This is a genomic window from Archangium sp., from assembly GCF_036388035.1.
Lineage (GTDB): Bacteria > Myxococcota > Myxococcia > Myxococcales > Myxococcaceae > Archangium.
This window is the reverse complement of the sequence record NZ_DASVSO010000332.1, coordinates 1-25,308: the sequence shown is the minus strand read 5'-3', so window position 1 is coordinate 25,308 and position 25,308 is coordinate 1. Positions and strand designations below refer to the sequence as shown.

Annotated in this window: 17 protein-coding genes; 12 read left to right on the top strand and 5 right to left on the bottom strand. The window is 72.2% G+C overall.

Features of this window, described 5'->3' with window-relative positions; translation table 11 throughout:
• The 10 genes from VF697_RS13685 to VF697_RS13640 all read left to right on the top strand — a co-directional run.
• The coding region (locus VF697_RS13685) for a serine/threonine-protein kinase (RefSeq protein WP_331095030.1) at nt 1-1,910 on the top strand (1,910 nt) is incomplete at its 5' end.
• A gap of 63 nt (nt 1,911-1,973) precedes the next feature.
• Nucleotides 1,974-4,370: a lantibiotic dehydratase gene (locus VF697_RS13680; protein WP_331095028.1), complete on the top strand. Its 2,397-nt coding sequence runs from the start codon at nt 1,974-1,976 to the stop codon at nt 4,368-4,370.
• Nucleotides 4,367-6,736 carry a lantibiotic dehydratase gene (locus VF697_RS13675; RefSeq protein WP_331095027.1) on the top strand — a complete coding sequence of 790 codons (2,370 nt, stop codon included), beginning with the start codon at nt 4,367-4,369 and terminating at the stop codon, nt 6,734-6,736. Before VF697_RS13680 ends, VF697_RS13675 begins: the two co-directional genes overlap by 4 nt.
• Nucleotides 6,733-8,235, top strand: a complete 1,503-nt coding sequence (locus tag VF697_RS13670) for a hypothetical protein (protein WP_331095025.1) — start codon at nt 6,733-6,735, stop codon at nt 8,233-8,235. The genes VF697_RS13675 and VF697_RS13670 overlap by 4 nt, the downstream gene beginning before the upstream one ends.
• Nucleotides 8,232-10,532, top strand: a complete 2,301-nt coding sequence (locus VF697_RS13665) for a lantibiotic dehydratase (protein ID WP_331095023.1) — start codon at nt 8,232-8,234, stop codon at nt 10,530-10,532. Before VF697_RS13670 ends, VF697_RS13665 begins: the two co-directional genes overlap by 4 nt.
• Before the next feature lie 153 nt (nt 10,533-10,685).
• The gene (locus VF697_RS13660; protein ID WP_331095021.1) at nt 10,686-11,126 is read left to right on the top strand and encodes a DUF6918 family protein; all 441 of its coding nucleotides are present in this window, start codon (nt 10,686-10,688) and stop codon (nt 11,124-11,126) included.
• 119 nt (nt 11,127-11,245) lie between these two features.
• On the top strand, nt 11,246-12,463 hold the full coding sequence (locus VF697_RS13655) for a cytochrome P450 (RefSeq protein WP_331095019.1): 1,218 nt from the start codon (nt 11,246-11,248) through the stop codon (nt 12,461-12,463).
• A gap of 84 nt (nt 12,464-12,547) precedes the next feature.
• Entirely contained in the window at nt 12,548-13,819 is a 1,272-nt protein-coding gene (locus VF697_RS13650) for a TldD/PmbA family protein (protein ID WP_331095017.1), read from the top strand.
• Complete coding sequence (locus VF697_RS13645) at nt 13,816-15,153, top strand: metallopeptidase TldD-related protein (protein ID WP_331095015.1); 1,338 nt, start codon at nt 13,816-13,818, stop codon at nt 15,151-15,153. The genes VF697_RS13650 and VF697_RS13645 overlap by 4 nt, the downstream gene beginning before the upstream one ends.
• Nucleotides 15,150-16,250, top strand: a complete 1,101-nt coding sequence (locus tag VF697_RS13640) for an FAD-dependent oxidoreductase (protein ID WP_331095013.1) — start codon at nt 15,150-15,152, stop codon at nt 16,248-16,250. The genes VF697_RS13645 and VF697_RS13640 overlap by 4 nt, the downstream gene beginning before the upstream one ends.
• 30 nt (nt 16,251-16,280) lie before the next feature.
• Here VF697_RS13640 and VF697_RS13635 read toward each other — a convergent pair whose 3' ends face one another.
• The 3 genes from VF697_RS13635 to VF697_RS13625 are packed head-to-tail and all read right to left on the bottom strand — an operon-like array spanning nt 16,281 to nt 20,937.
• Nucleotides 16,281-17,051 (bottom strand): MBL fold metallo-hydrolase, encoded by a 771-nt coding sequence (locus tag VF697_RS13635; RefSeq protein ID WP_331095011.1) that lies wholly within the window; start codon nt 17,049-17,051, stop codon nt 16,281-16,283.
• A 2-nt stretch (nt 17,052-17,053) separates the two neighbouring features.
• A complete protein-coding gene (locus VF697_RS13630) occupies nt 17,054-19,165 on the bottom strand; it encodes a hypothetical protein (protein WP_331095009.1) in 2,112 nt (703 codons plus the stop codon).
• 20 nt (nt 19,166-19,185) lie between these two features.
• Nucleotides 19,186-20,937 (bottom strand): carbamoyltransferase, encoded by a 1,752-nt coding sequence (locus VF697_RS13625; protein ID WP_331095007.1) that lies wholly within the window; start codon nt 20,935-20,937, stop codon nt 19,186-19,188.
• 162 nt (nt 20,938-21,099) lie between these two features.
• On the opposite strand from VF697_RS13625, the gene VF697_RS13620 reads away from it, so the two are divergent.
• Together VF697_RS13620 and VF697_RS13615 are read left to right on the top strand one after the other, a co-directional pair.
• The gene (locus VF697_RS13620; protein ID WP_331095005.1) at nt 21,100-22,068 is read left to right on the top strand and encodes an ABC transporter ATP-binding protein; all 969 of its coding nucleotides are present in this window, start codon (nt 21,100-21,102) and stop codon (nt 22,066-22,068) included.
• Nucleotides 22,065-23,102 (top strand): ABC transporter permease, encoded by a 1,038-nt coding sequence (locus VF697_RS13615; RefSeq protein WP_331095003.1) that lies wholly within the window; start codon nt 22,065-22,067, stop codon nt 23,100-23,102. The genes VF697_RS13620 and VF697_RS13615 overlap by 4 nt, the downstream gene beginning before the upstream one ends.
• A gap of 54 nt (nt 23,103-23,156) precedes the next feature.
• Here VF697_RS13615 and VF697_RS13610 read toward each other — a convergent pair whose 3' ends face one another.
• Both VF697_RS13610 and VF697_RS13605 read right to left on the bottom strand, forming a co-directional pair.
• Entirely contained in the window at nt 23,157-24,110 is a 954-nt protein-coding gene (locus VF697_RS13610) for a JmjC domain-containing protein (RefSeq protein WP_331095001.1), read from the bottom strand.
• A 20-nt stretch (nt 24,111-24,130) separates the two neighbouring features.
• The coding region (locus VF697_RS13605; RefSeq protein WP_331094999.1) for a hypothetical protein at nt 24,131-25,308 on the bottom strand (1,178 nt) is incomplete at its 5' end.

Genomic DNA, 25,308 nt, shown 5'->3' with positions numbered 1-25,308 from the left:
CGTACATCCTCATGGAGTACATCCGCGGCCCGGACCTCAAGAAGCTGCTCAACGAGCTGCGGCGCAAGGGGCTCGCCCTGCCGCTGGAGCACGCGCTGCGGATCGTCGCCGAGACGGCCGCGGGCCTGCACTACGCGCACGCCTACGTGGATCCCGCCGGCGTGCCGCACCCGGTGGTGCACCGCGACGTCAGCCCGCACAACGTCCTCATCTCGCTCGACGGCGCCATCAAGCTGAGCGACTTCGGCATCGCCAAGGTGCAGGGCGAGGAGAACACCCAGGCCGGCGTGCTCAAGGGGAAGATCTCCTATATCTCCCCCGAGGCGGCCGCGGGCCGGCCCCTGGACGCACGCAACGACGTGTTCGCCCTGGGCGTGGTGCTCTTCGAGCTGCTCACCGGCACGCTGCCCTTCAAGCGCGACCATGACGCGGCCACGCTCAACGCCATCGTCCGTGAGCCGGCGCCCGTGCCCTCGCAGCTCAAGCCGACCATCCCCCAGGACGTGTCGGACCTCATCCTGCGCGCCCTGGTGAAGGATCCGGCGCGCCGCACGCCGTCCGCCGCGGCCCTGCGCGAGGAGATCGAAGCGGTGATGGCCCACCACCGGCTCAACTCGTCGCCGGCGGCGGTGGCCCAGTTCTTCAAGGTGACGCTGGGCGAGCGGCTCGCGGAGTTCGGCCCCGTCACCAGCAGCGGCCCGCACACCGGCTCGTACCCGAGCGTGGCTCCGAGCGGTGGTACGGGCAGCGGCGCTCGCCCGTCGGCCCCAGGAGGAACGGGGGACGTGGTGGCGCCCGGGGACTCGTCCGTGCGCTCGGGGACGGGCTCGCGGCCCGCCGCGGCGAACGGCACCGGACAGTATGGCGCCGTGCCTCCGCCGCCTCCTTCGGCGGCGCGTCAGGCGGCGCCTCCGCCGCCCGCCCCAGGGGTCCCTCCGGAAGAGCGCACCGAGGTCTATCGGCCGGTGCAGCAGGGCCTCATCGCCCCCAACGCCCTGCCGTCCGAGCCGCCGAAGCCGGTGGCCTCGCCCGCCCGCCCCTCGCTGTCCGGCATGCCTCCCATTCCGCCTCCGCCTCCGCCCACCGTGGCGTCGCGTCCGGGGGCCATGCATCAGGCCGCGGCTGCTCAGGCGGCGCCGCGTCCCCCGGGCCCCGCGCCCGCGGTGCCGCCGCGTCCGTCCGGGCCCGCGTTGCAGCCCGCCGTCCCGGTGTCCGCTCGCGCGATGACCCAGACGGCGCCCGCCTCCGCGCCGATGCCCGGTTCGGTGGCCGCGCCGCCGGCCCAGCGGGCTCCCGTCGCGGCGGCTCCGGCCCCCAGGGCTCAGGCCCCGGCGGCTCCGGCCCCCAAGGCTCCGGCGGCCGCGGCCCCGGTCGCCTCCGCGGCACTGCCCGCGGCGAAGTCCTCGGTGTCCAAGTGGCTCGTCGTGGGCTTCACCGGAGTCCTCATCGTGGCCGGTGCCGGCGTGGTGGTCTCGAAGGTGGGCTCGGGCGGTGGCAGCGAGGTGATCAACCTGGAGCCGGGCGAGAAGCTCTATGTCGGCGGCCTCCAGGCGGATCCGAAGAACGTGCGCCTGGAAGGCTCCGAGATGCACGTCATCTCCACCGCCATGAATGGCAGCCTGCGCCGCTTCGGGACGACGTCGTCCAAGGACGTCATCGACGCGCGCACTCTGCCCGAGGCGATGCCGCAGAAGGGGAGCACCGGCACGGTGCGCATCGACGGGAAGGCGGGCTGCTACGTGAAGGTGGGCACGGAGATGCTCTCCGGTTCGACGCCGGTGAAGGCCAACATCGAGGCCGGCCGCGAGCTGGAGATCACCGTGACGTGCCCCGGCCAACCGCTGTGGGTTCAGCAGGTGCTGGCGGTGCCAGGGCAGGACCTGAAGCTCACGCCTCAGCCCAATCAATAATCCTGGAGTTGATTCCCGGTGGGCGCGTGAGCGCCCGCCGGCATCAGAGGCAGGGAGGCCCTGATGACCTCGGACGGACGCTGGAGGCTGGTTCCCCATTTCCTTCTGAGGCGAGCGGGTTTTCCCTTCTCGGTCATCGAGGGGCTCGCCGCGCCCGGTGCCGCCGAGGCCGCGAGCCAGGTGGCCCGGGCCCATGCCCAGGCCGCGGAGCTGCGGCGCTCGATGCTGGGGACGCTCTTCTCCGCCGAGGTGCGCGCCGCCGCCAGCCGGGGGGATCGCCGGGCGCTGCGCGTGCTGTCGCGCTGGCGCAAGCGGGTGGGGCGGAGCCGGGTGGACGGCGGGCCCGTGGAGGGCTGGCCGGGGCCTCTCGGTGAGGCCTGGAGCGCGTGGCGCGAGGCGCTCAGGCGCGAGGCCGAGGGCCGTGCCGCCCTCGAGGCGCGGCTGGGGACGGAGCTGCTGTCCTCGCGCAAGACGCTGCGCGCCCTGTTCCGCGAGCCCCTGGTGCGCGAGGCGCTCTTCCTCCTCTCGCCGGACTTGCTGGAGACGATGGAGCCGGCGCTGGACCGCGACGCGCAGCCGGAGTCCTCGGCGGCGGATCGCGCCTTCGAGCGCCGGCTGTATGCCTTCACGCAGCGGCTGGGCGCGAAGAACGAGACGACGAGCTTCTTCGGGCCACTGACGTACGGCCGGGTGGAGCCGGAGGCGGAGGCCTGGCGCTTCGGAGCGGAGGAGGCGAGCGGCGTGGTGGAGCGCGAGGCCTTCCTCGCCTTCTGGGCCGCCTCGGCGCTGGGCAAGGCCGCCTCGGCGGAGGTCGCCATCCGCCGCGCGCTGCCGGTGTACCGCCTCCCCGTGTCCTCGGTGGCGCCCGGCAACGTCCGCGGCCCGGATGCGAAGCCCGTGGTGCTGGAGCCGGCCACGGCCACCATCCTCGCCGAGGTGGATGACACGCGCACCGTGGCCGGACTGGCCGAGCGCAGTGGCCTGACGCTCCAGGACGCCGAGCTGGAGGTGCGCAAGCTGGAGCGGCTGGGCCTGGTGCGCCGCCTGCTCGAGCCGGCCTCCACCACAGCGCGGCCGTTGGACGACGTGCTCGCGCAGCTTCCCCGGGTGCCCGAGGCGGAGCGCTGGCGGAAGGTGGGGAGCGACTTCCAGGAGTTGCTGCGCCGTTTCGCGCGGGGCGCCCTGCCCGAGCGTCGCGCGGTGCTGAGGGAGGCGGAGGTGCTGTTCCACCGCGCCACCGCGCTGCCCGCCCGCCGCGCTGCGGGCCAGACGTACGCGGATCGCACCGTCCTCTATGAGGACTGCCTCGGGGACATGCAGCCGGTGGGCATGCCCGGCCGGGAGGCCTCGCGCATGGAGGAGGCGCTCGCCCCGGTGCTGCGGTTGGGCAGCGCCTACGGGTCGCTGCGGCACCGGGCCCTGCGTGTGCTCGCGACGGAGGTGCTCGCCGGCCTGAAGCAGCCCGTCACCTTCCTCGAGTTCGCGGCCGCGCTGGATGGGCGCATCGCCTCCGAGGGCTTCGCCGCGCTGGACGCGCAGCCCCGGGCCTTCGTGGTGGCGCTCGGAGAGGTGGTGGCACGGGCCTCGGACGGGCGCGTGGCCCGGCTGTCTCCCGAGGCGCTCGCGGCGCTCGCTCCCGAGGGGGGCACGGCCCGCTTCGCCAGCCCGGACGTGATGCTCGCCATGGGCCCGGACGGCTCGGCGCGCTTCGTGCTCGGCGAGGTGCACCCGTATGTCTTCGCCTGGGGCTCTCAGGGCCACTTCGCGCCGGACCGGGAGCGCTACTTCGCCACCTTCCGCCAGGACTTGAGCCCCTGGGGTGGGGCGGAGCGGCTCGCCATGGTGCTGCGGCGCCGGCGCCACAAGGGACTGGTGAGCGACACCTTCCCGGGCACCTTCATCGAGGTGACGGGGCGCTCGGGCGCGGACGCTCGGCGGCGCGTGGCCATCGCGGATCTGCGCGTGGTGCCGGGCGCGACCGGCCCGGAGCTGCTCGGCCCGCACGGCCCCCTCACGCTGTACACGGGCGAGGACGATCATCCGCACCTGCGCGTCTTCGCGCCGCCCCAGGTGGAGATGCCGCCGGTGCGCCTGGGCGAGCACACCCCGCGCATCGAGGTGGGCGACTGCATCTTCCAGCGTGAGCGGTGGGACCTGCCCGCCGGCAGCCAGGAGTCGCTGGTGGCGGCGCGCACCCCGGCCCGGCTCGCCGTGGAGGTGGCGGCCCTGCGCCAGCGCCTGGGCCTGCCGCGGCACCTCTTCGCCCTCAGCCCCTCGGAGCCCAAGCCCGTGTGCCTGGACCTGGACGTCCCCTTCGCGCACCAGCACCTGCAGCGGCTGCTGTCGCTCGGGAAGCTCGGCCTCTCGGAGATGATGCCCGGGCCGGCGGAGTTGTGGCTGCGGCGGCGCGTGGGTGCCCACACCTCTGAACTCCGACTGGCCATGGTGAGGGAGCCATGAGGGGCTGGAGACTCTTTCCCCATCTCATCGTCCGCACCACCGGCTTTCCCTTCGAGATGCTGGAGCGCCTGCGCTGCCCGGAGGCGGCGGCCAGTGCCCGGCGGCTGCTCGCCGCGCGGCGTGAGCTGGAGGCGGTGAAGGCCAACGGCCCCCGCATGCGCCGCCCGCCATCCGCGGTGCTGTCCGCGTTGAAGGCGGGACGCCCGGTGGACGTGGAGGGCCTGGAGGCGCCCGAGTTCTTCGCCGCCTACAACGTCCACGCCCGGGCCGCGCAGGAGGCGGAGGCGTCCTTCGAGGCCGCGTGGGAGCGTGAGTCGGCCCAGGTGGAGGCGTCGCTCGCGGCCCTGCGCACCGAGCCCCGCTTCCTGGAGGCGGTGGCCAGCTCCAGCCCGCCAGTGGCGAGGGACTTGATCGCCGGCCGGGACGGGGCGCGCTTGAGGCGGCAGGTGGCCAGCTACCTGCAGCGCCTGTGCTCGAAGAACGAGACGATGAGCTTCTTCGGCCCCATCAACTACGGCCGGGTGGATGCTTCCGCGCCCTCGGGCGTGGCGCTGCGCTGGTCCGGCCCGGAGGTGCTGCTGGGACGCAACACCTTCGCCGCCTCGTGGCTGGTGCTGGGGCTGGTGCGCGCCATCGCCTTCGATCCGGAGGTGGCGCCCTGGCTCGTCCTGCGCCGCAAGTCCTTCGCCACGCTGCCTCCGCGCAAGGGGCCCGCCCCTGCCACCGCGAGCATGGAGGACGTGCTGCCCCGGCTGGTGGAGGCCGCGGATGGGATGCGGCCCCTCCTGGCCCTGCGAGAGGCGCTCGGGGTGGAGCAGCCGCTGCTGCTCGACGCGGTTCGCTTCGCCCTCCAGCGCAACCTGCTCACCCACCAGCTCGAGGTGCCCTCGGCGGCGCACCACCCCATCCAGGACCTGGCCGAGCGCCTCGCCGGCATTCCCGGTGCGGCGGCCCGTCGTCACCTGAAGGGGCTGGAGGGACTGCTGGAGCTGATGTCGCGCTACGGCGCGGCGGATGCGTCGGCCAAGATGGCCCTCAACGAGGAGATGGCCAAGCGCGTGCGCGAGCAGTGGGACGTGGCGCCCGCGGGCTCCGGGCCCGCTCCAGCGGCCGGCGCGCAGGCCCCCAAGGGGGACAGCCACAACTTCTACCAGGACCGGCTCCCCATGCGAGAGGAGTGCGGGGGAGACCTGCGCCTCACCGTGGGCGGCGAGCGGGCCCTGGAGATGACGCGGCGGGTGGAGCCGGCGCTCGGGCTGATGGGCGAGGCCGCGCTGCGCACGCGCGAGGCGGCCCGGGCGGCCGTGGCGGCGCTGGTGGGGGCTCGCACGGTGCCCTTCTGGAAGGTGGTGGCGGCGTACGCGGAGCGGCCGCTGCCCTACGACACGACCGTGGCCTCGGCGCTCGCGGCGGCCATTCCGGATGCCTCGGCCCACCGCGTGGACGTGGACCTCTCGGCGCTCCCCACGCCGCGCACGGATGCGGCGCTGCCGCTCGTCACCTCGGTGGACCTGCTGGTGGGCGCCTCGGACGTGGACGCCTGGAGCCGCGGGGACTACGACCTGGTGATGGGCGACGTGCACGACACGGCCCTGGTGTGGGGCTGGGCGCTCCAGTTCCACGAGGGGCGCGCGAAGGTGGAGGGCGAGATGGTGCGGGCGCTCGGCGCGCTGCCGAGGCCCGTGCCGCTCATCACCGTGCTGGCCTCCCGCCGCACCGGCCTGCTGCCCTCCGAGTTCCCCGGCCCCGTCGTCGAGCTCGGGGGCGTGAGCGCCCGGGCCTCGGCGTGGCGGCTGCCCTTCGATGACCTCCAGGTGGAGAGCGACGGGCGCACGGCGCGGCTGGTGTCCACCCGCCTGGGCTCGGAGGTGTGCATCTACAACGGCGAGATGGAGAGCCTGGTGCAGACGGCCTTCGCGTTGCCCCGCATCCGTCCGCTGCGCGTCTCGCTGGGCGCGCACACGCCCCGGGTGGTGCTGGGCGGGGCGGTGCTCCAGCGCGAGCAGTGGCGCATGGACGCCGCGGATCGCGACGCGCTCATCGCCTGCAAGGACGATCGGGCCCGGCTCCGGACGGCGGTGGCCCTCTGGGCGCGCATGGGGCTGCCGGAGCAGGTGTTCGCGAAGTTCGTGGGCGAGCGCAAGCCGGTGCTCATCGACGTGCAGAGCCCGGTGCTGCTGCGCGTCTTCGTCAACCTGCTCGAGCAGCGGGGCGAGGTGGTGCTGTCCGAGATGCTGCCCGGGTCGGGGCAGCTCTGGCTGGGCGCCTCGAGCGGGCGCCACACGTCGGAGCTGCGCTGCACCTACTTCTGGGGCAGTGACTCCGCCGAGCCGCGCGTGCAACTCGCCCCGGAGCCGCGGGGATGAAGCTGCTGGTCCTGCCTCCCCACCGTGACGTGACGTGCGTGGCGGAGGCCCCCGAGGGCTGGCATGTGGTGGACGCGGCGCGCGCCTTCTGCCTGCGCGTGCTGGCTCCCGAGGCCCTGACGCGCGAGGTGGAGGTCCGGGAGCGGGGGCCCGCCACGCCCCAGACGATGCGGGAGTTGCTGCTCCTGCGCACCGCGCTCGCCCTTCTGGGTCGGAGCGGGGAGAATGCGCACCGGCCCCTGCGAGCCCTGGGCGCGGCACTGACGGCCCTCTCCGGCGCGCCCTCGGGCGTGCGCCTGCGGCTGGACGACCTGGAGCTGGAGGGTGGAAGCACCGAGCGCACGGTCGACATGGTCCGGATCTCCGCGCAGCCCGCGCCCTATGACGAGGAGCTGGCCCGCGTGGCCGAGCGCTTCTCCGGCGCGGAGCGGGTGCGGCTGTGGTTGGAGAAGGACCAGCAGCTCCCCGCGGCGGTGACGCTGGCGGCGGCCTGCCCCGCGTCCGTGCCCCTGGAGGTGGCCGGCCCCTTCGCGACCACACACCGGGTGGCCCTCGCGACGATTCCCGCCTTCCAGCGGGCCTCCTTCCCCGAGGTCGCACCACTGCGCTGGCGGGTGGCGGCGCTGGAGGCCACCGGACCGGAGCCGCTCACCTGGGTGCCCGAGGGGGCTCGACCGCCGGAAGGTGGGCCCTGGGCGGGCCATGTCCCGCTGGAGGCGCTGCTCGCCGCCGACGTGCTCGTGGCGGGCGGCTGCCGGACGGCGGTGGTGGGCTTCTGCGCGGTGGATGACCTCTCCGTGCTGGGCAGCGACGGAACACGGGCGCCGCTGGAGGCGCTGACGGCCTCGCTGGAGCGGCTGCGCTCCGCCGGAGTGCGCGTGGTGGTGGAGTGGTGGGTGGGCGCGCCCGGGGTGGACGAGGCCGCGCACGAGCGCACCTTCACGCTGCTCGGTCAGCGGCCCCTCTTCGACTGGGTGTCCGGGGTGAGGCAGTTCCACTGGACGCGCGGTCGTGCGGGCGAGTCCTTCGCGGGCCTGCCGGTGCACCTCCACGCGCCCCCCGGGGATCGTGACCTGGCGCGCAGCCTTCCCTTCGAGGCGCCGGGGACGGTGCCGCACGCGCGGCTCGCGGAGCTGCTCGGCTCGCTGGCGGGACGGCTGCTACAGCGCGCTCCGCTCAGTCCGGGACGGGTGGCGTGGGCCTCGCTGCACCCGCCGGTGCCCGCCGTCCCGGGAGGCGACAGCATCCGCCTGGACGGGGACTGCGCGCTCGTGCAGCTCCCGGCGACGCTGGAGGCCGCACCCAAGCCCACGTGGTACGCGGCCAACCTGCGCACGGGTGGGGTGCTCGCGATGGATCCCCGGCTGGCGCCATTGGTGGTGAAGTGGGAGCGCGCGGTGCCGGTGGGAGAGGCTTTCGCGGCGCTGCCGGAGTCGCAGCGCGCCAAGGTGGAAGCGGCGCTGGTGGGCCGAGCGGTCCTGGAGAGGGTACACGGATGAGCAGCGAGCGCTGGACGCTGGGAGAGGTCTTCGTCCTCCGTCATGCGGGCTTCCCCTTCGATTGGCTGGAGGGGCTGGGCTTCTCGGAGACGCTGCGGACGGAGGCGGGGGCGCTGCTCGAGGAGGAGCGGGCGCTGGTGGAGGCCGTGCGCACCGCCGGGGGCGAGGACGCGGCGAAGTCGGCGCGCGAGGCGCTGGAGAAGGGCAAGGAGCCCTCCCTCAAGGCCAGGTACGGGCCCGGGTGTACCCAGGCGCTGGAGCGCTACCGGACGCGTCGCGCGGCGCTGTCGGCCCGCTACACCGAGGAGCGACAGGGGCTGCGGCGGCGCCTGCGCGAGCGGGCCGCGGAGCCCGCCATCAAGGAAGCCGTCTTCTTCTCCAACCCGGCGATGTACGAGAACGTCTGGGCGCGCTACCTGGAGGGCGAGGCGAAGCCGGACAACTCGGACGCGCGCCGGGTGGAGCGGCAGGTCTACACGTACCTCCAGCGCTTCTGCGCGAAGAACGAGACGACGAGCTTCTTCGGGCCCATCTCCTACGGGGAGTGCGACGGGCCGGACGACAAGGACGTCCAGGTGCTGCCGAGCGGCAGCACGCGGCGGCGGACCTTCTACGGCTTCTGGGTCGTCACCGAGCTGGCCCGCGCGGTGGGCCGCGAGCGCACGCTGCGGGCGCACCTGCCGCTGCGCCTCAACCCCATCTTCGCCGTGGAGTCCGGCCGAGCCTCCTGCGCGCCGCTGAAGCTGGAGGTGGCGCTGTCGCCCGAGGCGGAGCGGCTGCTCGGGGTGCTGCCCACGGCGCCGACGCTGGACTCGGCCGCGAAGGCGCTGGGCCTGTCGGTGGAGGCGGTGGAGCGGCTCGCGGTGCCCCTGGTGAAGTCGGCGCTGCTGTTGCTGGGGCTGCCCTTCACCGCCAATGACTTCGCCACCTTCGCGAGCCTGCGCGAGGCCCTGGTGGCCCTGCCGCCCTGTGAGGCCCGGGAGCGCTGGCTGGGTCGGCTGGACGAGCTGGAGCGGATGCGGGCCGAGTTCGAGAGCGCGGGCCTCGTCCGTCGCCGGGAGCTGCTGCCGGTGATGGAGGCGCGCTTCACCGAGTACACGGGCAAGCCCGCGCGCCGGGGCGAGGGGCAGGTGTACTCGGACCGGCTCATCGTCTACGAGGAGGCCTCGTCGCCCTTCCGGGTGAAGCTGGGCCGGCGCTTCAGCGAGTCGCTGGCGGCGCGGCTGTCCGGGGCGCTGGCGCTCTCGGCGGCGTACGGGGACAGCGTGCAGCGCAGCTACCGCGAGCAGGTGCGCGAGGCGCTGGGCACGGAGGAGCGCCCGCTGGACTTCCTGGAGTACGCGGTGCGGCTGCGGCCGGACCAGGTGTCGGGCAGCCGCTTCGCCCCGGTGCCGCCCATCCTCCTCGAGGAGGACATGTCCCGCGCCCGGACGCTGCCGGAGGACTTCCTGGGGACGTCGGCCCCCGGTGGCCGCTACGCGCTGCCGGACGTGTGCTTCGGAATCGGCGAGGGCGGCTACGAGGTGCTGCTCAGCCGCGTCCACCACCACCTGCAACTGTGGAGCTGGCTGAGTGCCTTCTACCCGGACCGGGAGCGCTACACGGCGGTGTCGGGCCGGTGGTTGAAGGCCGAGCCGGATGCGCGCGGGCTGGTGGGCCTCTCCATCCGCCGACGCAACAAGGGCTTCTACGTCTACCCGGGACGGCGGCTGGTGTACTCCGTGTCGGACGTGCTGGACGTGGAGGAGGGGGCGCTCGGGCCGCGCGACGTGAAGGTGGTGCCCACGCCCGAGGGCCCGGTGCTGAGGGACGGGCAGGGGCAGCGGCTCTCGCTGTACATGCCGCTGGATGACTTCAACACGTACCCGCCCTTCGCGGCGCTGGCGCACCCACAGGTGCTGCACGCGAAGCTGCGCACCCAGGGCCGGCACCTGCCGCGGCTGAGCATCGGCGGCGCGGTGTACCAGCGCGAGCGGTGGGAGCTGTCGGCCTCCACCTTCGCGCAGGTGAGCGGCGTGGACCTGTTCCTGGCGGTGGAGCGCGTGCGGCGCGCGGGAGGCTGGCCCCGCTTCGTCTTCATGCGCAGCACCACGGAGCGCAAGCCGTACCTCATCGACACGGAGTCCCCGTTCGCGATGGAGCTGCTGCTGTACCTGGCGCGCGGGGCCGAGCACCTCTCCCTGGAGGAGATGTACCCGGCACCGGAGCAGCTCTGGCTGAAGGACGAGCGCGGCCGCTACACCTGCGAGATGCGGATGCAGGCGGTGCGCTGGAGCGGGGAGCCTCCCGCGAGGTAACCCATCGGACGGGGGCGCGTCCCCGCGTTGCCGACAACGCAGTTCGAGTGTGGAACGCCGTGCGGTTGCCGAGAACGAGGCAGCGGCCGTGCTCGGATGTGGTATGCGCGCGTTCGGGCCAGAAGTGACTGGCCGAACGAAAGGCTTGGTTCGATGGCATCACTCACCGAGGCACTCACCAGCGGAACCAAAAAGACGGCGGTCATCGACGACTGCTGCGCCCTCATCGACGCCGAGGTCGCCGACAAGGGCGGCCTCTCGGGTCTCGCCATCAAGGCGGGCTACAGCGCGGTCAAGAACGTCAAGCCCGGCTTCATCCGGCATGCGGTGGAGGATCTCCTGCCCGATTTCGCCAAGGCGCTCGAGCCGCTCTACCAGGAGGCCAAGACGGGTGGGAAGCCGGTGGCCGCCCACTTCGCGTCGAACGCGTCTCGCGCCGCCGACGCCCTGCTCACCATCACCGATACGAAGGTGCGCAACGCGCAGAGCGGACTGGTGAAGGGGACGTACGAGAAGCTGCGCGGCACGGCGAAGAAGAACGTCGAGTCCGCCATCCCCCGCCTCGGCAAGCTCATCGAGAAGCACGCGAGCTGAGCGCGGTTCGGGCGGCTTCACCGGGGACGTCAGGGGCGGAGGGTGTGGAGCTGCACGGCGACCGCTCTCAGGGGGCCGCGCGGGATATGCTGGGGACTCCCTGACGGAAGGAGCGCTTCATGACGGCGAGTCCCCTGTTCGCGGAGGGAGAGACCCTGTGGTCTCCCCACGTGCGCGCCAACCCGTTCCCCCTCTACAAGCGCATGCGGGAGGAGCACCCCGCGGCGTTGATCACGGACCCTCAGCTGGGGCTCCAGTTCTGGCTGATGACCCGGTACAAGGACACCGTCGAGCTGACGAGGGATCCGCGTCTCACGCAGGACCCCACCCAACTGCCCGAGGACGTGCGGCAGAGGTTCTTCGGTCAGACGCTGAAGTCGCTCAACCGGCACCTGCTGACCGTGGACCCACCGGACCACTCGCGGATGCGCTCGCTGGTGTCCAAGGCCTTCACTCCGCGCCGCGTCGAGGAGCTGCGCCCGCGCGTCACCGCGCTGTGCTCGGAGCTTCTGGAGGGGCTCGTGGCCAGGGGCTCGGCGGACTTCATCGAGGAGTTCGCCTTTCCGCTGCCCATCATCGTCATCTCCGAGCTGTTGGGAATCCCCACCGAGGACCGGCTCCGATTCCGCCAGTGGACGCAGGCGTTCTTCGCTCCTCCTTCGCAGGGCGCCCGGGAGAAGGTCCGCGAGGCCAGTGAGCACTTCTTCAAGTACCTGGAGGCGTTCCTCACCCTGCGCCGCGAGCAGCCCCGGGAAGACCTGACCAGCGCGCTAATCGCCGCGGAGGAGCAGGGGGACCGCCTGAGCGCCGCGGAGCTGATGAGCCTGATCTTCCTGATGCTCGTCGCCGGCTATGAGACGACCGCGAACCTGCTGGGCAACGGCCTGCTGGAGCTGCTGCGCCACCCGGAGCAGCTCCAGCGGCTGCGCGAGGCTCGCTCGCTCATTCCCTCGGCGGTGGAGGAGATGCTGCGCTACTGCGGCCCGTCGGAGGTGAGCATCCTCCGCTTCGCCAAGGAGGACCTGGAGCTGCACGGGCGCCACATCAAGGCCCACGAGGCGCTGCGGGTGAACTTCCTGTCCGCGGACAGGGATTCCGAGCAGTTCGCCGATCCGGACCGCTTCGATGTGGGGCGCACGCCCAACAAGCACGTGGGCTTCGGCAACGGCATCCACTTCTGCCTGGGCGCCCCGCTGGCCCGACTGGAGGCCACCATCACCTTCGAGCTGCTGCTGGAGCGGCTGCCTCGGCTGCGCCTGGCCGTTCCCCCCGAGAAGCTCGCGTGGCGCTCGAGTGCCCAGGCGCGTGGGCTGGTGAGCCTGCCGCTGGAGTTCTAATCGCCGCGTTTCGTCGCTTCTGTTGGCCATGGGCCTCGTGAGAACATCCCCGGCGCGCATCGCCCGCGCTGAGGGAGCTTCTCCGTGCCTCGTGCCACCTTCTTCGTCGAACGTCGAGAGACGCTCCGGGTGACCCTTCGTCAGGGTTCCGTGGAGGAGCATTCCGAGCGGGACGTCGGTTACGGCGTGACGGAGCGCGAGGGCCCGAGTGCCTCGCACCGGTGGTGGGACGCTGGCGCGCTTCCCGTGCTGCCGGAGCTCGTCCGTGGCCGGAGCGAGGCGTTGCTGGACGGGCGCGCGCCGGACACCTGGGAGGCCCCCGCGTTCACCGCCCTGGCTCACGAGCTGGAGGCCCTGGGACGGCAGCGGGGCTCCCGGCTGGACGTGACGGTGCGCGGGCTCCGCCAGCGGGTGCTGTGCGCGGATGACGTCCGCGAGGTCGAGGACGTGCGTCAGGTGGTGTGGCTCGAGCTGCGTGCCCGGGTGGAGCGGGAGGGGACGGCCCGCACGGCGCTCGGCGAGTGGGCCTTCGAGACGCTCGAGGCGCTCCAGTCCGCCGCGGCGGTGCGAGCCCCCGGCTGGGTGGAGGACGTGGTGGGCCGGGCCCGCGCGAAGCTCGATGAGCAGCCGTGCCCCCGAGGAGCCCTCACGGTGGTGCTCCCACCGGGCTCGGACGCGGGCGTGTTCTTCCATGAGGTGTGTGGCCATCCGATGGAGGGGGACGTCGTCTCCCGGCAGGCCTCGTTCCTCGCCCGGAAACGGGGGGAGCGCGTGGCGGCGGACTTCCTCACCGTCGCGGATGATCCCACCGAGGGCTCCGGAGGGGTGGGCTACCGCTTCGACGACGAGGGAACGCCGGCCCGCCCGGTGACGCTCGTGCGCGAGGGCAGGGTGGACGCGCCCTTGCTCGATGGGCGGACGGCGGAGGTGCTGGGGCTCGAGCCCAATGGCCACGGGCGCCGCATCGACTACCGCCACCTGGCGCTGCCTCGCATGAGCCACACCGTGGTGCGCCCGCATGAGGGCGACCTGGAATCCATCCTCTCGGGGGTGGAGGAGGGCCTGCTGGTGAGCTACCTCACACCGCGTCACGTGCACCTGCTGGGCGGAGAGTTCTGCTTCCACATCCCGGAGGCGCGGGAGATCCGCCACGGCAAGCTGGGGGCCTTCGTCCGCCCCGGGCTGCTGCGAGGCCACGCCGCCGAGGCGCTCGCGTCCATCGACGCCGTGGGCGCGGACAGCCGCACCTTCTTTGGCCTCAAGGGCTGCGGGAAGCTCGACCAGGGCGGGCTGCCGGTGTCCTTTGGCTTGCCCACCGTGCGCTTCTCGCGCCTCACCGTGGAGCCCGCGGAATGAGCGGCGGGACGTGGGAGGGCGAAAGCTGGTTGGAGGACGCGGAGGCGCTCGCGAGCGCGGCGCGGCGCGCCCTGGACTCCGTCCCCGCGTCGGCCAGGGGCGAGCTGTTCGTCCGCGTGGCCGACGAGCTCACCGCCGAGCTGGATCCGGTGACGGGCGGGCCCCAGGAGAGCCGAGGGCTGTCGGTGCGCGCGGCGGCGCGGGTGTGGCGTGACGGGCGGCTCGGGGTCGCCCAAGGGCTGGTGTCCGGGGTGGAGGATCTGGTGGCGCTCGTCGACCTCGCGCTCGACCGCGCCCCGAGTGGCCCCGAGGCACCGCGTCCCTCCATGGACGCGGAGACGGCGCAACTGCCGGAGGATCGGCTTCCAGCCCGGCCCTCGGAGGAGGGACTCCGGGAGCTGGGGGCCGCGCTGCTCACGGGCGTCCGGGGGTTGGGCGTACCGGTGCAGGCGCTGTTCCTCGAGCAGCGCGCGGAGCTGCGACTGCTCGCCCACTCGGATGGACGGTGTTGGGTGGAGCGGCCGCAGCTGGAGCGCGCCATGGCCCGCTGCGAGTCGTCGCGGGGCGCCGTGCTCGACGCGCTGGCCGCGCCGGTGCTGGGGGGCGCCCGGGACGTGACGGCCCTGCTCGGACGCCTGCGCGAGGCGCTGGAGGCACTCGAGGGGCCCGGGGAGGCGCCGGATCCCTCGCTGCCCCTGGCCCTGCGCCCCGCCGTGGCCGCGCCCCTGGTGTCGGGCTTCGGCGTGCTGCTCCGGGGTGATGTCGCCGCGGGGACGCCGGCCCTGGCGCGAGCACTGGGCAAGCGGCTCTTCCCCTCGGTCCTCACCCTCGTGGACGAGCCCGCGCATCCGTGGGCGGCCTCGCGCCGTCTCCACGACGACGAGGGGCTGCGCGCCTCCCGGCTCGTGCTGGTGGATCGCGGGCAGCTCTCCACCTTCCTGCACTCCACCGCGTCCGCCGCGCTGCTGGGGACGGCCTCCAATGGCCGTGCGGTGCGTGAGCCCGGAGGGCTGCTGCCCGCTCCGGGTACCTTCGGGCTCCACATCGCTCCGGGCGGGTCCTCCCTCCCAGACGACTGCTGCGAGCTGACCGCGCGGCTGGAGACCTTCACCACCATGCCGAAGCCGGGCACGGTGGGCCTCATCGTCGCCGGCTGGGAGCGGCGAGGGGGCCAGCGCGTGCGGCGCGTGCGGCCCTTCGAGCTGGAGCTGCCCGTCCTGCCCACGCTGCGCCGTCTGCGCGCGGTGGGCCCTGATCTGACCTTCCTGCCGGCCGTGGATGGCTGCGGGACACCCACCCTCGTCTTCGAACCGCTTCTTCGGGGTACCCCATGAATCCTTCGCACGAAGTCATCATTCTCGGTGCTGGTGTGGTGGGCCTGTCGGCCGCGCGCCGGCTCGCGCTCCGTGGGGCACGCGTGACGGTGTTGGATCCCGTGGAGCCCGGAGGCCTGGGCTCCCGAGCGGCGGCGGGCGTGGCCGTGCCGTCGGTGCGGCTGCTGGATGATCCGGAGCTGCTCGCCTTCGTGAAGGCGGCGCGGACCACCATGGCCGAGGACGTGGCCGCCCTGGGCGGGCCGAGCCTGTGCCGGGGCCAGGGCATCCTCCGGGTGGTGGCGGACGCGAAGATGCGAGACGCGCTCGCGGAGAAGGCGGCGCGCGAGCCCGAGTGGCTGGGCACGTGGGTGGACGCGGCGAAGGTGCAGGAGCTGGAGCCCGCGCTGGAGGGCACGCCGCTGCTGGGCGCGTTCTCCACCGAGGAGGGCCACATGGTGGACACCGACGGCTACCTCAACGCGCTGCTCCACGACGTGGACAAGCGGGGCGTGAAGGTGCGGCTGGGCGAGGGCGCGCGCCTGGTGACAGAGGTGGAGGGGGGGGTGGAGGTGCAGACGGATCGCGAGACGCTGCGGGCCCGGACGCTGGTGGTGTGCGCGGGCGCGTGGTCCGGCGGGGTGGCGGGGCTGCCGAAGCTGCCGGTGAAGCCCATGCGCGGGCAGATGCTCACCCTGTTCCACCCGTCCTTGCGGCTCACGCGCGTGGTGTCGGGGTCCACGTACCTGGCGCCCTGGCGTCGGGGGGAGATCGTCGTGGGGGCCACGGAGGAGGACGCCGGCTTCGCGAACCACGTGACGCCCACGGGGATGCTGCACCTGAACGCGGCGGTGGCGAAGCTGGCGCCGAAGCTGCGCGAGGCGACCTTCCTGCGGGCGTGGGCGGGGCTGCGCTCGGTGACGCCGAACGGCCGGCCGCTCATCGGTCGCTACCCGGGGACGAAGTCCGTGCTGCTGGCGAGCGGCCACGCGGGCCAGGGCATCCTCTCGGGTGGGCTGACGGGCGCGGCGGTGGCGGACCTCGTCGAGCACGGCCGCAGCGAGGTGGCCGCGGCCTTCGAGCCCGAGCGGGTGCTCGCGTCCCTGCCCTCGGCGTAGGTGGCCTGACACGCCAACCCGCGGCGAGGCTCAGTCGAGCTTCCAGGTGTCGGGGATCGGCGGCGGAGGCGGGAGCCGCACGTCATGCAGCGAGGCCGCCAGCTCGAACGCTCGGGCGACGTCCTCGCGGATCACCGGGCCGTGCACGCTGGCGATCTGCCGGACGCCCCGCTGACGCAGGTCCTCGACGGCGGCCCGGTAGCGGGTGACGTCCATCAGCGGCAGGTGCGTGAACTGGATGAGCTGCCAGATCTGGAAGCCCAGGGTGAAGGGCTCCGCCGGCAGCTCCTCCGCGAAGTGCACGGGCGGTCCGAACTGGATGACGCCGAAGGCATCGCTGGTGAAGCAGGTGAGGGTGCGGCTGTCGAGCAGCCACTGCGTCGGGCCATCCGCGAGGAAGCCGTCCTGGACGGTGAGCGCGCGGTTGCCGAGCTCGATCGTCTGTCCGCCGAACACCACCGCGAAGCGCTCCGAGGGGATGCCATGGAGCGGGCCTCGGCTGAGGTTGCCCATCTGCCCGACCACCCGCATGCGCGGATAGCGGCGCAGCAGCTCGGGGACGGCGCCGATGTGGTCCATGTCCATGTGGGACAGGAACACGTAGTCGAGCTCATCCGGCCCCAGGAGGCTCGCGAGCTGATCCATCAACGCCCCGCTGTCCGAGGGAGCGCCCGCGTCGATGAGCATCGACTTGCGGTCGCCCCGGACCAGGAACGCGTTGTTGTGGACCTGCGAGCCCGCCAGGGGCTGCTGCTTGACGAACGGCAGGTAGAAGAGCCGCTCGCCGATCTCGAAGCGCACGGTCACTTCCCGCTGGTCCGCGCGACGAGGTGGTAGAGCTCGCCGAAGACGGGGAAGGGATTGGCCGGCAGGGCGCGCTCGCGCCGGTCGATGAAGTCCGCCAGCGGCTGCTCACCGGCGGCGGGGACCATGGGCCAGCGAACCGCGACGACGTTGGTGCCCGGCTTCCACAGCTCGCGCTTCGCCACCAGCTCGTGCTTCGTCCATGCGGTGCCGATCGCCACCTCTCCCACCGGGACGCCGTTCACGGAGACGGCGACCATGCCCTCGCGGCGAGCGCCGTGCTCGGGCAGCCGCGCGACCAGGTTGAGGTGCACATCGCTCCGCCCGTCGTGGATCGCGAAGAAGCGCGACCTCGACCAGGGGGCCCGGAGGTTGGTGCCTCGCGAGAACCGCGTGCGCTCGTCGGACCGGATTCCGAGGGCCCAGTCCGCCATGAAGCGCTCACCCCAGTCGAGGCAGTACTGCTGCTGCGACAGGTCCACCCCGGACGCATCCAGCCCGAGATGACGCTGGAGGATCTGCTCGACGGCCGCGGCCTTCTCGGGGGCGCGCCGGCGGAACACCGCGAGGATCTCCGAGAGCGCGGCGGCACCGGGGAAGGGGAAGTAGAGCTTGTAACCCCGGTCCTTCATCCGCGCGTAGGCGCGCGTGAGGAAGGGAGGGCAGGGCGCGGTGGTCATCTCCATGTGGTCGACGATCACCTCCGCCATTCCGGGCCAGAGGCGAAGGGCCTCCTCCAGCCAGTGGCCGATGACGGGCGCCAGCGCGTCATTGGCCGAGGCGTTGCTCATCGCGGAGGCGAACTTCACGCTCGCGTCGAACTCGGCGGTGGGCTTCGGGCCCTCGTCGGCCAGCGCCTGGATCTTCGCCAGCACGTCGTTGGAGCCGCCCGGCCTCGCGACCTCCAGGGCCAGCGCGGCCGTCACGAGCCGCTGCGCGCCTCCCTCGAAGTGGCAGCTGTCCAGGAGCGTCTCGCGTCCGGCGGAGGTCTTCCCGGTCCACTCGGAGAGGAGCGCCGGCAGATCCACGACGGCGAAGCCCTGCCGTGCGGCCACCCGGCGGATCGTGTCCTGCAACGACGCGGCGATTCTCGGGACCTCGGCGAACCACGGATTCTGGACAGCGGCCTCGACCTCCGCCTCCAGCGCGGCGCGTCCCTCTTCCTCGCGCCCGAGCGCCATCAGGCTGGTGCCGAGCAGGCGGAGCGACGAGGCGCACGTGCGTCCATCGAGCTCCACCAGCTGCCTGGCCAGCTCCAGCGTCGCGGTGTGCTCTCCCCGCCGCTGCGCCTCCTCGGCGCGCTCGAACAGCTCGTGCCACCGGGGCGTCGCATCTCCGGGAAGCCACGCCACCGGCTGACGGGTGGCGAAGTCGCGATGGTTGGCCACGGGGACACCGAAGATGACCCGCGTGCCAGCGCGGCGCGCCACGTCACCGAGCGTGTCGAAGATGGTGTCCACTTCGCGCAGCGCGACACCCCGGCCGTACTCCAGCAGGCCCTGGTACCCGCCCTCGCGCGCCGCTCGCGCCTCCTCGCTCGGGGAGCGCGGCATCATGAAGGTGAAGTTGTTGCCCGCCAGGACGACGAAGACGTCCGGCTGGAGCTGCAGGGCCGCCTCGAAGAGCGCCATCAGCTCGAAGCGGGCCATGCCGTTGACGGACAGGTCCACCACCTCGAACCGGCCCGCGCCCTTGCGGCGCGCCAGCGTGTCCAGGTGCCCCTGGAGCACGTGGCCGACCGAGTACTCCGGCGCGTAGTGCAGCCCGGTGCCGACCGACTCACCGATGAGGCAGACGCGGACGGTGTCGGCGGACGCCTTGCGCGCGGGGATCTCCGCGCGCACCGAGCCCCACCGCTCACGCAGGGGGTTGGGCTCCTCGCGCACGAAGATGACCTCGCCGTTGCGCTGCTCCGGCCGCCAGGGGCCAATGGCCTGGGGCCCCTCGCCCCGGGGCGGCATCGGAGGCCCGAAGGGCGGTGGAGCCCCCGAGGGTGACTGCCGTGCCTCCGCGAAGTGGAGGAGCTTGCCAACGGTGGCGGCGTCCGGCCCCTCCAGAAGGGCCGAGAGCTCGTCGCAGAGTTCCTTGCTGGTACGCGCCTGATCCGACATCGACACTCACTCCATCCGAACTACAAGAACGTGTAGACCAGGTGCTGCTCGAGTTCCTGGCCGGGATGCGTCAGCTCGCGGAAGGCTCGCGCCAGGGACTTCCAGTCGGCCGGGAGCATCTCCCGATCGATGATGAAGTCCTCGAGCACGAGGCAGTCCATGTCCGAGTTGAGCAGGCACAGCACCGCGTCCGTGGGCGAGCACACGATCGGCTCTCCGCGGACGTTGAAGGACGTGTTCACCACGAGCGGGCAGCCCGTGCGCCGGTAGAAGGCGTCGATCATCCGCGCGTAGCGGGGCGCGACGCGCGCGTCCACCGTCTGCGGCCGGGCCGAGCCGTCCACGTGGGTGATGGCCGGCAGCTCGATGGGCGAGCGCACCTGGCAGACCTCGAGCATGTACGGCGAGGCGTGGTCGAGATCGAAGTGCGCCGAGGCGTGCTCGGCCAGGACGCTGGGGGCGAAGGGCCGGAAGGCCTCGCGCATCTTCACCAGCCGGTTGAGGCGCTCGCGGATGTCCTGGGCGCGCGGGTCGGCGAGGATGCTGCGTCCGCCGAGCGCCCGGGGCCCCATCTCCATGGAGCCGTGGAACCAGGAGACGACCTTCTGGTTGACGAGGCGATCCACGACGGCCTCGACGAGGGCGTCCTCGCGGCCCCGGAAGTCCAGGGGCTGGAGCCCCGTCGCGGCGAGCCGGGAGGCGACGTCCTCCACCGAGTAGCGAGGCCCGAGGTAGGCGTGCCGCATCGGCTGGGTGCGCTGGCCCGTCAACTCCGCGTGCGCGAGCGCGGCGGCGCCGAGGCACGAGCCCGCGTCACCGGCGGCGGGCTGCACGAAGAGCCGCTCGAACGGACCCTCCCGCAGCACGCGGCCGTTGGCCACCACGTTGAGGGCCACGCCGCCGGCCATGCAGAGGTTCTCCGAGGGCACGCGGCGGTGCAGGTAGCGGGCCTTCTCCAAGAGCATCTCCTCCAGCACCACCTGGAGGCTCCGGGCCACGTCCTCGTGGAAGGGCGCCAGGGCGGACTCGGGCTGGCGCGGCGCCTGGCCGAGCAGCTCGCTCAGCTTGTCCGAGTACATCCGGTCCTTCTGCGTGAAGTCGAAGTAGTCCAGGTTCAGCGTGTACTGGCCGTCCTGGCCCTGGCGCAGCAGCTTCCCGATCTCATTGACGAAGCGCGGCTTGCCGTACGGGGCCAGGCCCATCACCTTGTACTCGCCGCTGAGCACCTCGAAGCCCAGGTAGCTGGTGATGGCGCTGTAGAGCAGGCCGAGCGAGTTGGGGAACGCCACCTCCTCGAACAGCTCGATGGAGGTGCCCTTGGCCCGGCCGTAGGTGGTGGTGGCCCACTCGCCCACGCCGTCCACGGTGAGGATCGCCGCGTCCTGGAAGCCGGAGAAGTGGTAGCTGGAGGCGGCGTGCGAGAGGTGGTGGTCGTACAGCTTGATGGGGCCGGAGAAGCCGAGCTCCTCGCGGATGGCGCGCTCGGGGGCGAGCGCCGCGTTCCAGAGTTGCGCGACCGACCGTCCGGCGTGCCCGGCCCACAGCTGCCGGCTCAGCTTCTTCGAGGGCTGCTCGTAGTAGGCGATGCAGTCGACCTGGGTGATGTCGAGCCCCGCCACGTCGAGGCAGTACTTGAACGAGGCACGAGGCAGTCCCCGGTCATGCTTGACGCGGGAGAAGCGCTCTTCTTCCGCCGCGGCGACCAGCTCACCGTCCCGCAGAAGGCAGCACGCAGACTCGTGGTAGAAGGCCGAGATTCCGATGATGTTCATTGCGTTGCGGGCTCTCTGACGAACGGATCGCGTCGACGCTTCGACACGGAGGAGTGGGGGCTCCCGCGCGAATCGGTAAATCCAAGCTTATGCGAACTTCCCGCCCTGGTTCAACGGGCCCCCTCCGCGCTGTGGTAGCCTCCCACCTGGAGACACATCTATATGGGTAAGCCCGGAAGCGGCGAAGCCGGGGACCTCGCGATCGAAGTCCGGAACCTGGTGAAGCATTTCGGAGATCTTCGCGTCCTCGAAGGAATCGATCTGGAGGCCAGACGCGGTGAGTGCGTCGGTCTGCTCGGGCCCAACGGCGCGGGAAAGACCACCACCGTGGAGATCCTCGAGGGACTGCAGGAGCCCTCTGGAGGCACGGTCCGCCTGTTCGGCAAGACGTGGGCGGAGGCGCCCGACGAGCTGCGCTCCCGGCTCGGCATCCAGCTGCAGGAGACGAAGTTCCCCGAGCGCCTGACCGTGAAGGAGGTCATCGAGCTCTTCCAGAGCTTCCATGGACGCGGGCTGCCGGTGGACGAGGCCATCGCGCTGGTGAAGCTGGAGGCCAAGCGCGACGCGCAGGTCCAGACCCTCTCGGGCGGGCAGCTCCAGCGCCTGGCGCTCGCGGTCGCGCTGTCCAGCGCGCCGGATCTGCTCTTCCTCGACGAGCCCACCACCGGGTTGGATCCGCAGTCCAGGCGCTTGATCTGGGACGTGGTCGCGCAGCTCAAGACGCAGGGCTGCACCATCGTGCTCACGACGCACTACCTGGAGGAGGCGGAGCGGCTGTGCGATCGCCTCTTCATCATCGATCACGGCCGGGTGATCGTCCGCGGGACGCCGAACGAGCTGATCGCCCAGCTGCCCGGGGCGCAGATCATCGAGTTCTCCACGTCCCCCGAGCTGCCGAGCGAGCGCTTCTCGGAGCTGCCCGGCCTGCGGGAGCTGCGCACCCAGGCGGGGGTGACCTCGCTGAGCATCGACGAGCTCCACGTCGCCGTTCCCGCGCTGATGGCGCTCGTCCACCGCCACGAGGCCCACCTCGTGCACCTCTCCACGCGTCGCGCCACGCTCGATGACGTGTTCCTCTCCCTCACCGGCCGGAGCCTGCGCGAAGGCGAGCCGACCAAAGCCGCCTCATGAGATCGCTCGCCCAGTCCTCGCACTCCTTCTGGCAGCTCTTCCTCCTCTGGTTGCGGCCGGTGCTCCGGGAGCGCTCCTCGCTCTTCTTCTCCTTCGTGTTCCCGCTCCTCGTCGCGAGCGTGCTGGGGATGGCGTTTCGCGACAGGGGCGCCTCCGAGCTGTCCGTCCTGGTCGCGGAGGGGCCCGAGGCCGAGGAGCTCGCCGCGCGGCTGGATCGCTCCCCCGAGCTCCGCGCGAAGATCGCACCGCTCGACCGGGCCCGTGAGGAGCTCCGACGCGGGCGCGCGGTGCTCGTCCTCGTCTCGGACTCGAGCCGGGAGGTCCTCCTGGATCCCTCCCGCCCCGACAGCCGCACGGCGCGCCTGGCGGTCGCACGCGAGCTGACGCCCGAGGCCTCGCGCCAGGAGCTGCGCGTGACGGAGACGAACGAGCCGGGCTCCCGGTACATCGACTTCCTCATTCCAGGCCTGATGGGCTACAGCCTGCTGAACGCGGGCATCTGGGGAATCTGCATGGTCATCGTGCGCATGCGCGCGGGACGGATGCTCAAGCGCCTGGCGGCGTCCCCGATGAGCCGGTTCCAGTTCCTCCTCGCCTTCGTGCTGGGGCGCTCGGCGTTCTCGCTGCTGGAGATCTCCTGGCTGTTGCTCTTCGCGCGCGTGGTGTTCGACGTGCCGCTCGTCGGCAACCTGCTCGTGCTGCTGCTGCTCGGGCTGCTCGGCGCCATCTCGTTCACCGGGCTGTCCCTGCTCGTCGGGAGCCGGACCTCCAGCCCCGACGTCGCGCTCGGGGTGGGCAACCTGGTGATGCTGCCGATGATGGTGCTCTCGGGCGTCTTCTTCCCCTCGTCGAGCTTCCCGGATCTCCTCCAGCCGCTCATCGCGGTGCTCCCGCTGACGGCGCTCAACGAGGGCCTGCGCACGGTGATGCTCGACGGCGGAGGGTTCGGCGACATCTCGCGGCAGGTCCTCATCCTGGCCACGTGGGGCCTGGGCGGCTTCACCGTCGGAACCCGGCTCTTCCGCTGGCAGTAACCGAGGGGCTCCGGCGGCTGGACGCCCGCGCGGAGCCCTCGGGCCCGTGGCCGCTTACTTCGGCGGGCCCATGCGCGGGCGGCTCGGGCCGTCCTTGCTGGCCCAGTGCACCGCCTTGTCGTCGAAGTTCTCGAGGTTCGCCGCCAGGTCCTTCAGCAGCGCCGCGAGGTGCTGGCGCGCGCTCGCCAGGTGCTCCGGCGTCGCCAGCGGGAGTGGCTTGCGCCAGGCGTCGAGCTTCTCGAGCTCCGACTGCAGCGCGCCGGTGAGCGCATCGACGCCCGTGCTCATCCGGATGCCCACGTTCAGCGAGATGGACAGCGTCTCGGCGTAGGTCTGGTGCCACCAGCCGCGCGGCATGAACATCGCCGAGCCCGGCTTCATCACCGCGGACTTGGCGCCCTTGGGCATCTCCTTGGAGATGTCCTTCGGGTAGTAGTCCGGGCGCATGTTGCCGTCCCGGTAGTTGTTCTTCACGCCGGGCATGACGGACGTGCCGGGGAAGGCGATCTCCGTGGCCGGCGCCCACCACCACTTCTTGCTGCCGTAGAGCTGGATGGTGAAGACCTCGACGGAGTCGAAGTGCTTGGGCACGCCGGAGCCCGCCGGGGAGATGATGCCCGAGCAGAAGATGTTGCCGGGCTTGAGGCCCAGGTCCTTCTGGAGCGAGTCCATCCACTTGCCGAGCGCCGGGACGGTCTGGTCCAGGAAGTCGACGTTGAGGCTCCAGCCCTCCTGCAGCATGCCGAGCGCGGAGAAGCGGGCGAACATGGACTGGGCCTGCACCGAGCTGCCGCGCTTGTGGTGGAAGCCGAGGATGTAGTCCCCCTTGGCCGCGTGCAGGGTGGCCTCGGGATTCTGGAAGGTCGGGTCCTTCTCGAGCCCGCCGAACCGCTCCGGAGGCCCGTGGTAGATGAGCGCCCGGTGGGGGTAGTAGTCGTTGAGGAACTCTTCCTTCGGGACGTCGAAGAGGAAGTCGAGGAGGTTTCGGGAGCGAGCGGGCTTGGGCATCGCGTCCGATTCTGCACGGACTAGAGCTTCAGCCGCAATCCGAGCCCCGCTTCGAACAGAGCCGGGCGGGCGAGCAGCCCGGGCAGCTCGAAGGACGGGCGGAACTCGCCGCCCCGCTGACCGAAGGGAACCGAGACGAAGCCCTCCACCGACATGGCGCTGAGCAGCGTGAAGGAGGCGTCCAGGCGGGCGAGGAAGGAGCGGTCCACCACGTTGGCCACCGTGGACAGGCCGATGCCGCTCATGTCCACGCTGTCCGAGTACATGACGCGGGCATTTGCCGCGGCGTACTGGCTGCCCGCGTAGAAGGGGGTGAAGCGGCCCTGCTGCATCAGCCAGGGCAGCACCTCGGGCTGGGTGTAGCCGGTGGCGTCATAGAAGTACTCGACGCCCACGTGGACGGTGTACCGGTCGTTGATGCCACGCTCCCAGGACAGGCCGCCGCTCACCGCGGGGAGCCAGCCCTCCGGGGAGGTCTCCTCGATGCGCTCGGCGAGCGGGGCCTCCGCGGGCACATCGCTCTTCAGGCGGAAGAGGGGCTTGTCCACGCCTCGGCGGACGGCGGCCTCGACGTACAGATCCAGCGGTCCGAGCGGGGTGGAGACATCCAGGCCCACCTTCGGGCGCTGTCCCTGACGCGCCACGCCCGTGAAGGAGAACTCGGCGCCGCCCAGCACCACCTCCGCTCGCGCCGCGCCGCCCACGCGCAGGGGCTTGTCCTCCGGGCCTCCGCGGTCCATCAGCCCCAGCACGTAGAAGTTCGCGCCCTTGCTCTCCCACGGCATGTGGAGCTTCAGCATGTCCGTGCCCACGCGCAGGTCGTAGGTGGCGAGCAGCTCGCGCTGCTGGGGGCTGACGAAGTCCGTGGGATTCCAGAACTGTGCCGAGCCCCACTTCACCTTCTGTTTGCCCACGGTGACGAAGACGGCCCGGCCCAGGTCGAAGCGCAGCCAGAGCTGGTCCAACAGCACGCCCGGGTTGGTGCTCGCGAGGGCGGGCTGGGTCGGGTCGTAGGTGAGCCGGCCGGTCACCATCGCGCGCAGCCGCTCGTTGGGGCGCGCGTCCAGGTACGTGTCCACGATGGCGGGCACGGTATAGGTGTCGTTCAGCCCATCGTCCTGGCGCTCCGCCCGGATCCGGCCGCGCAGGAGCACCTCGCCGCCAATCTTCAGCGGATCCGCCACCACCAGCAGGTTCT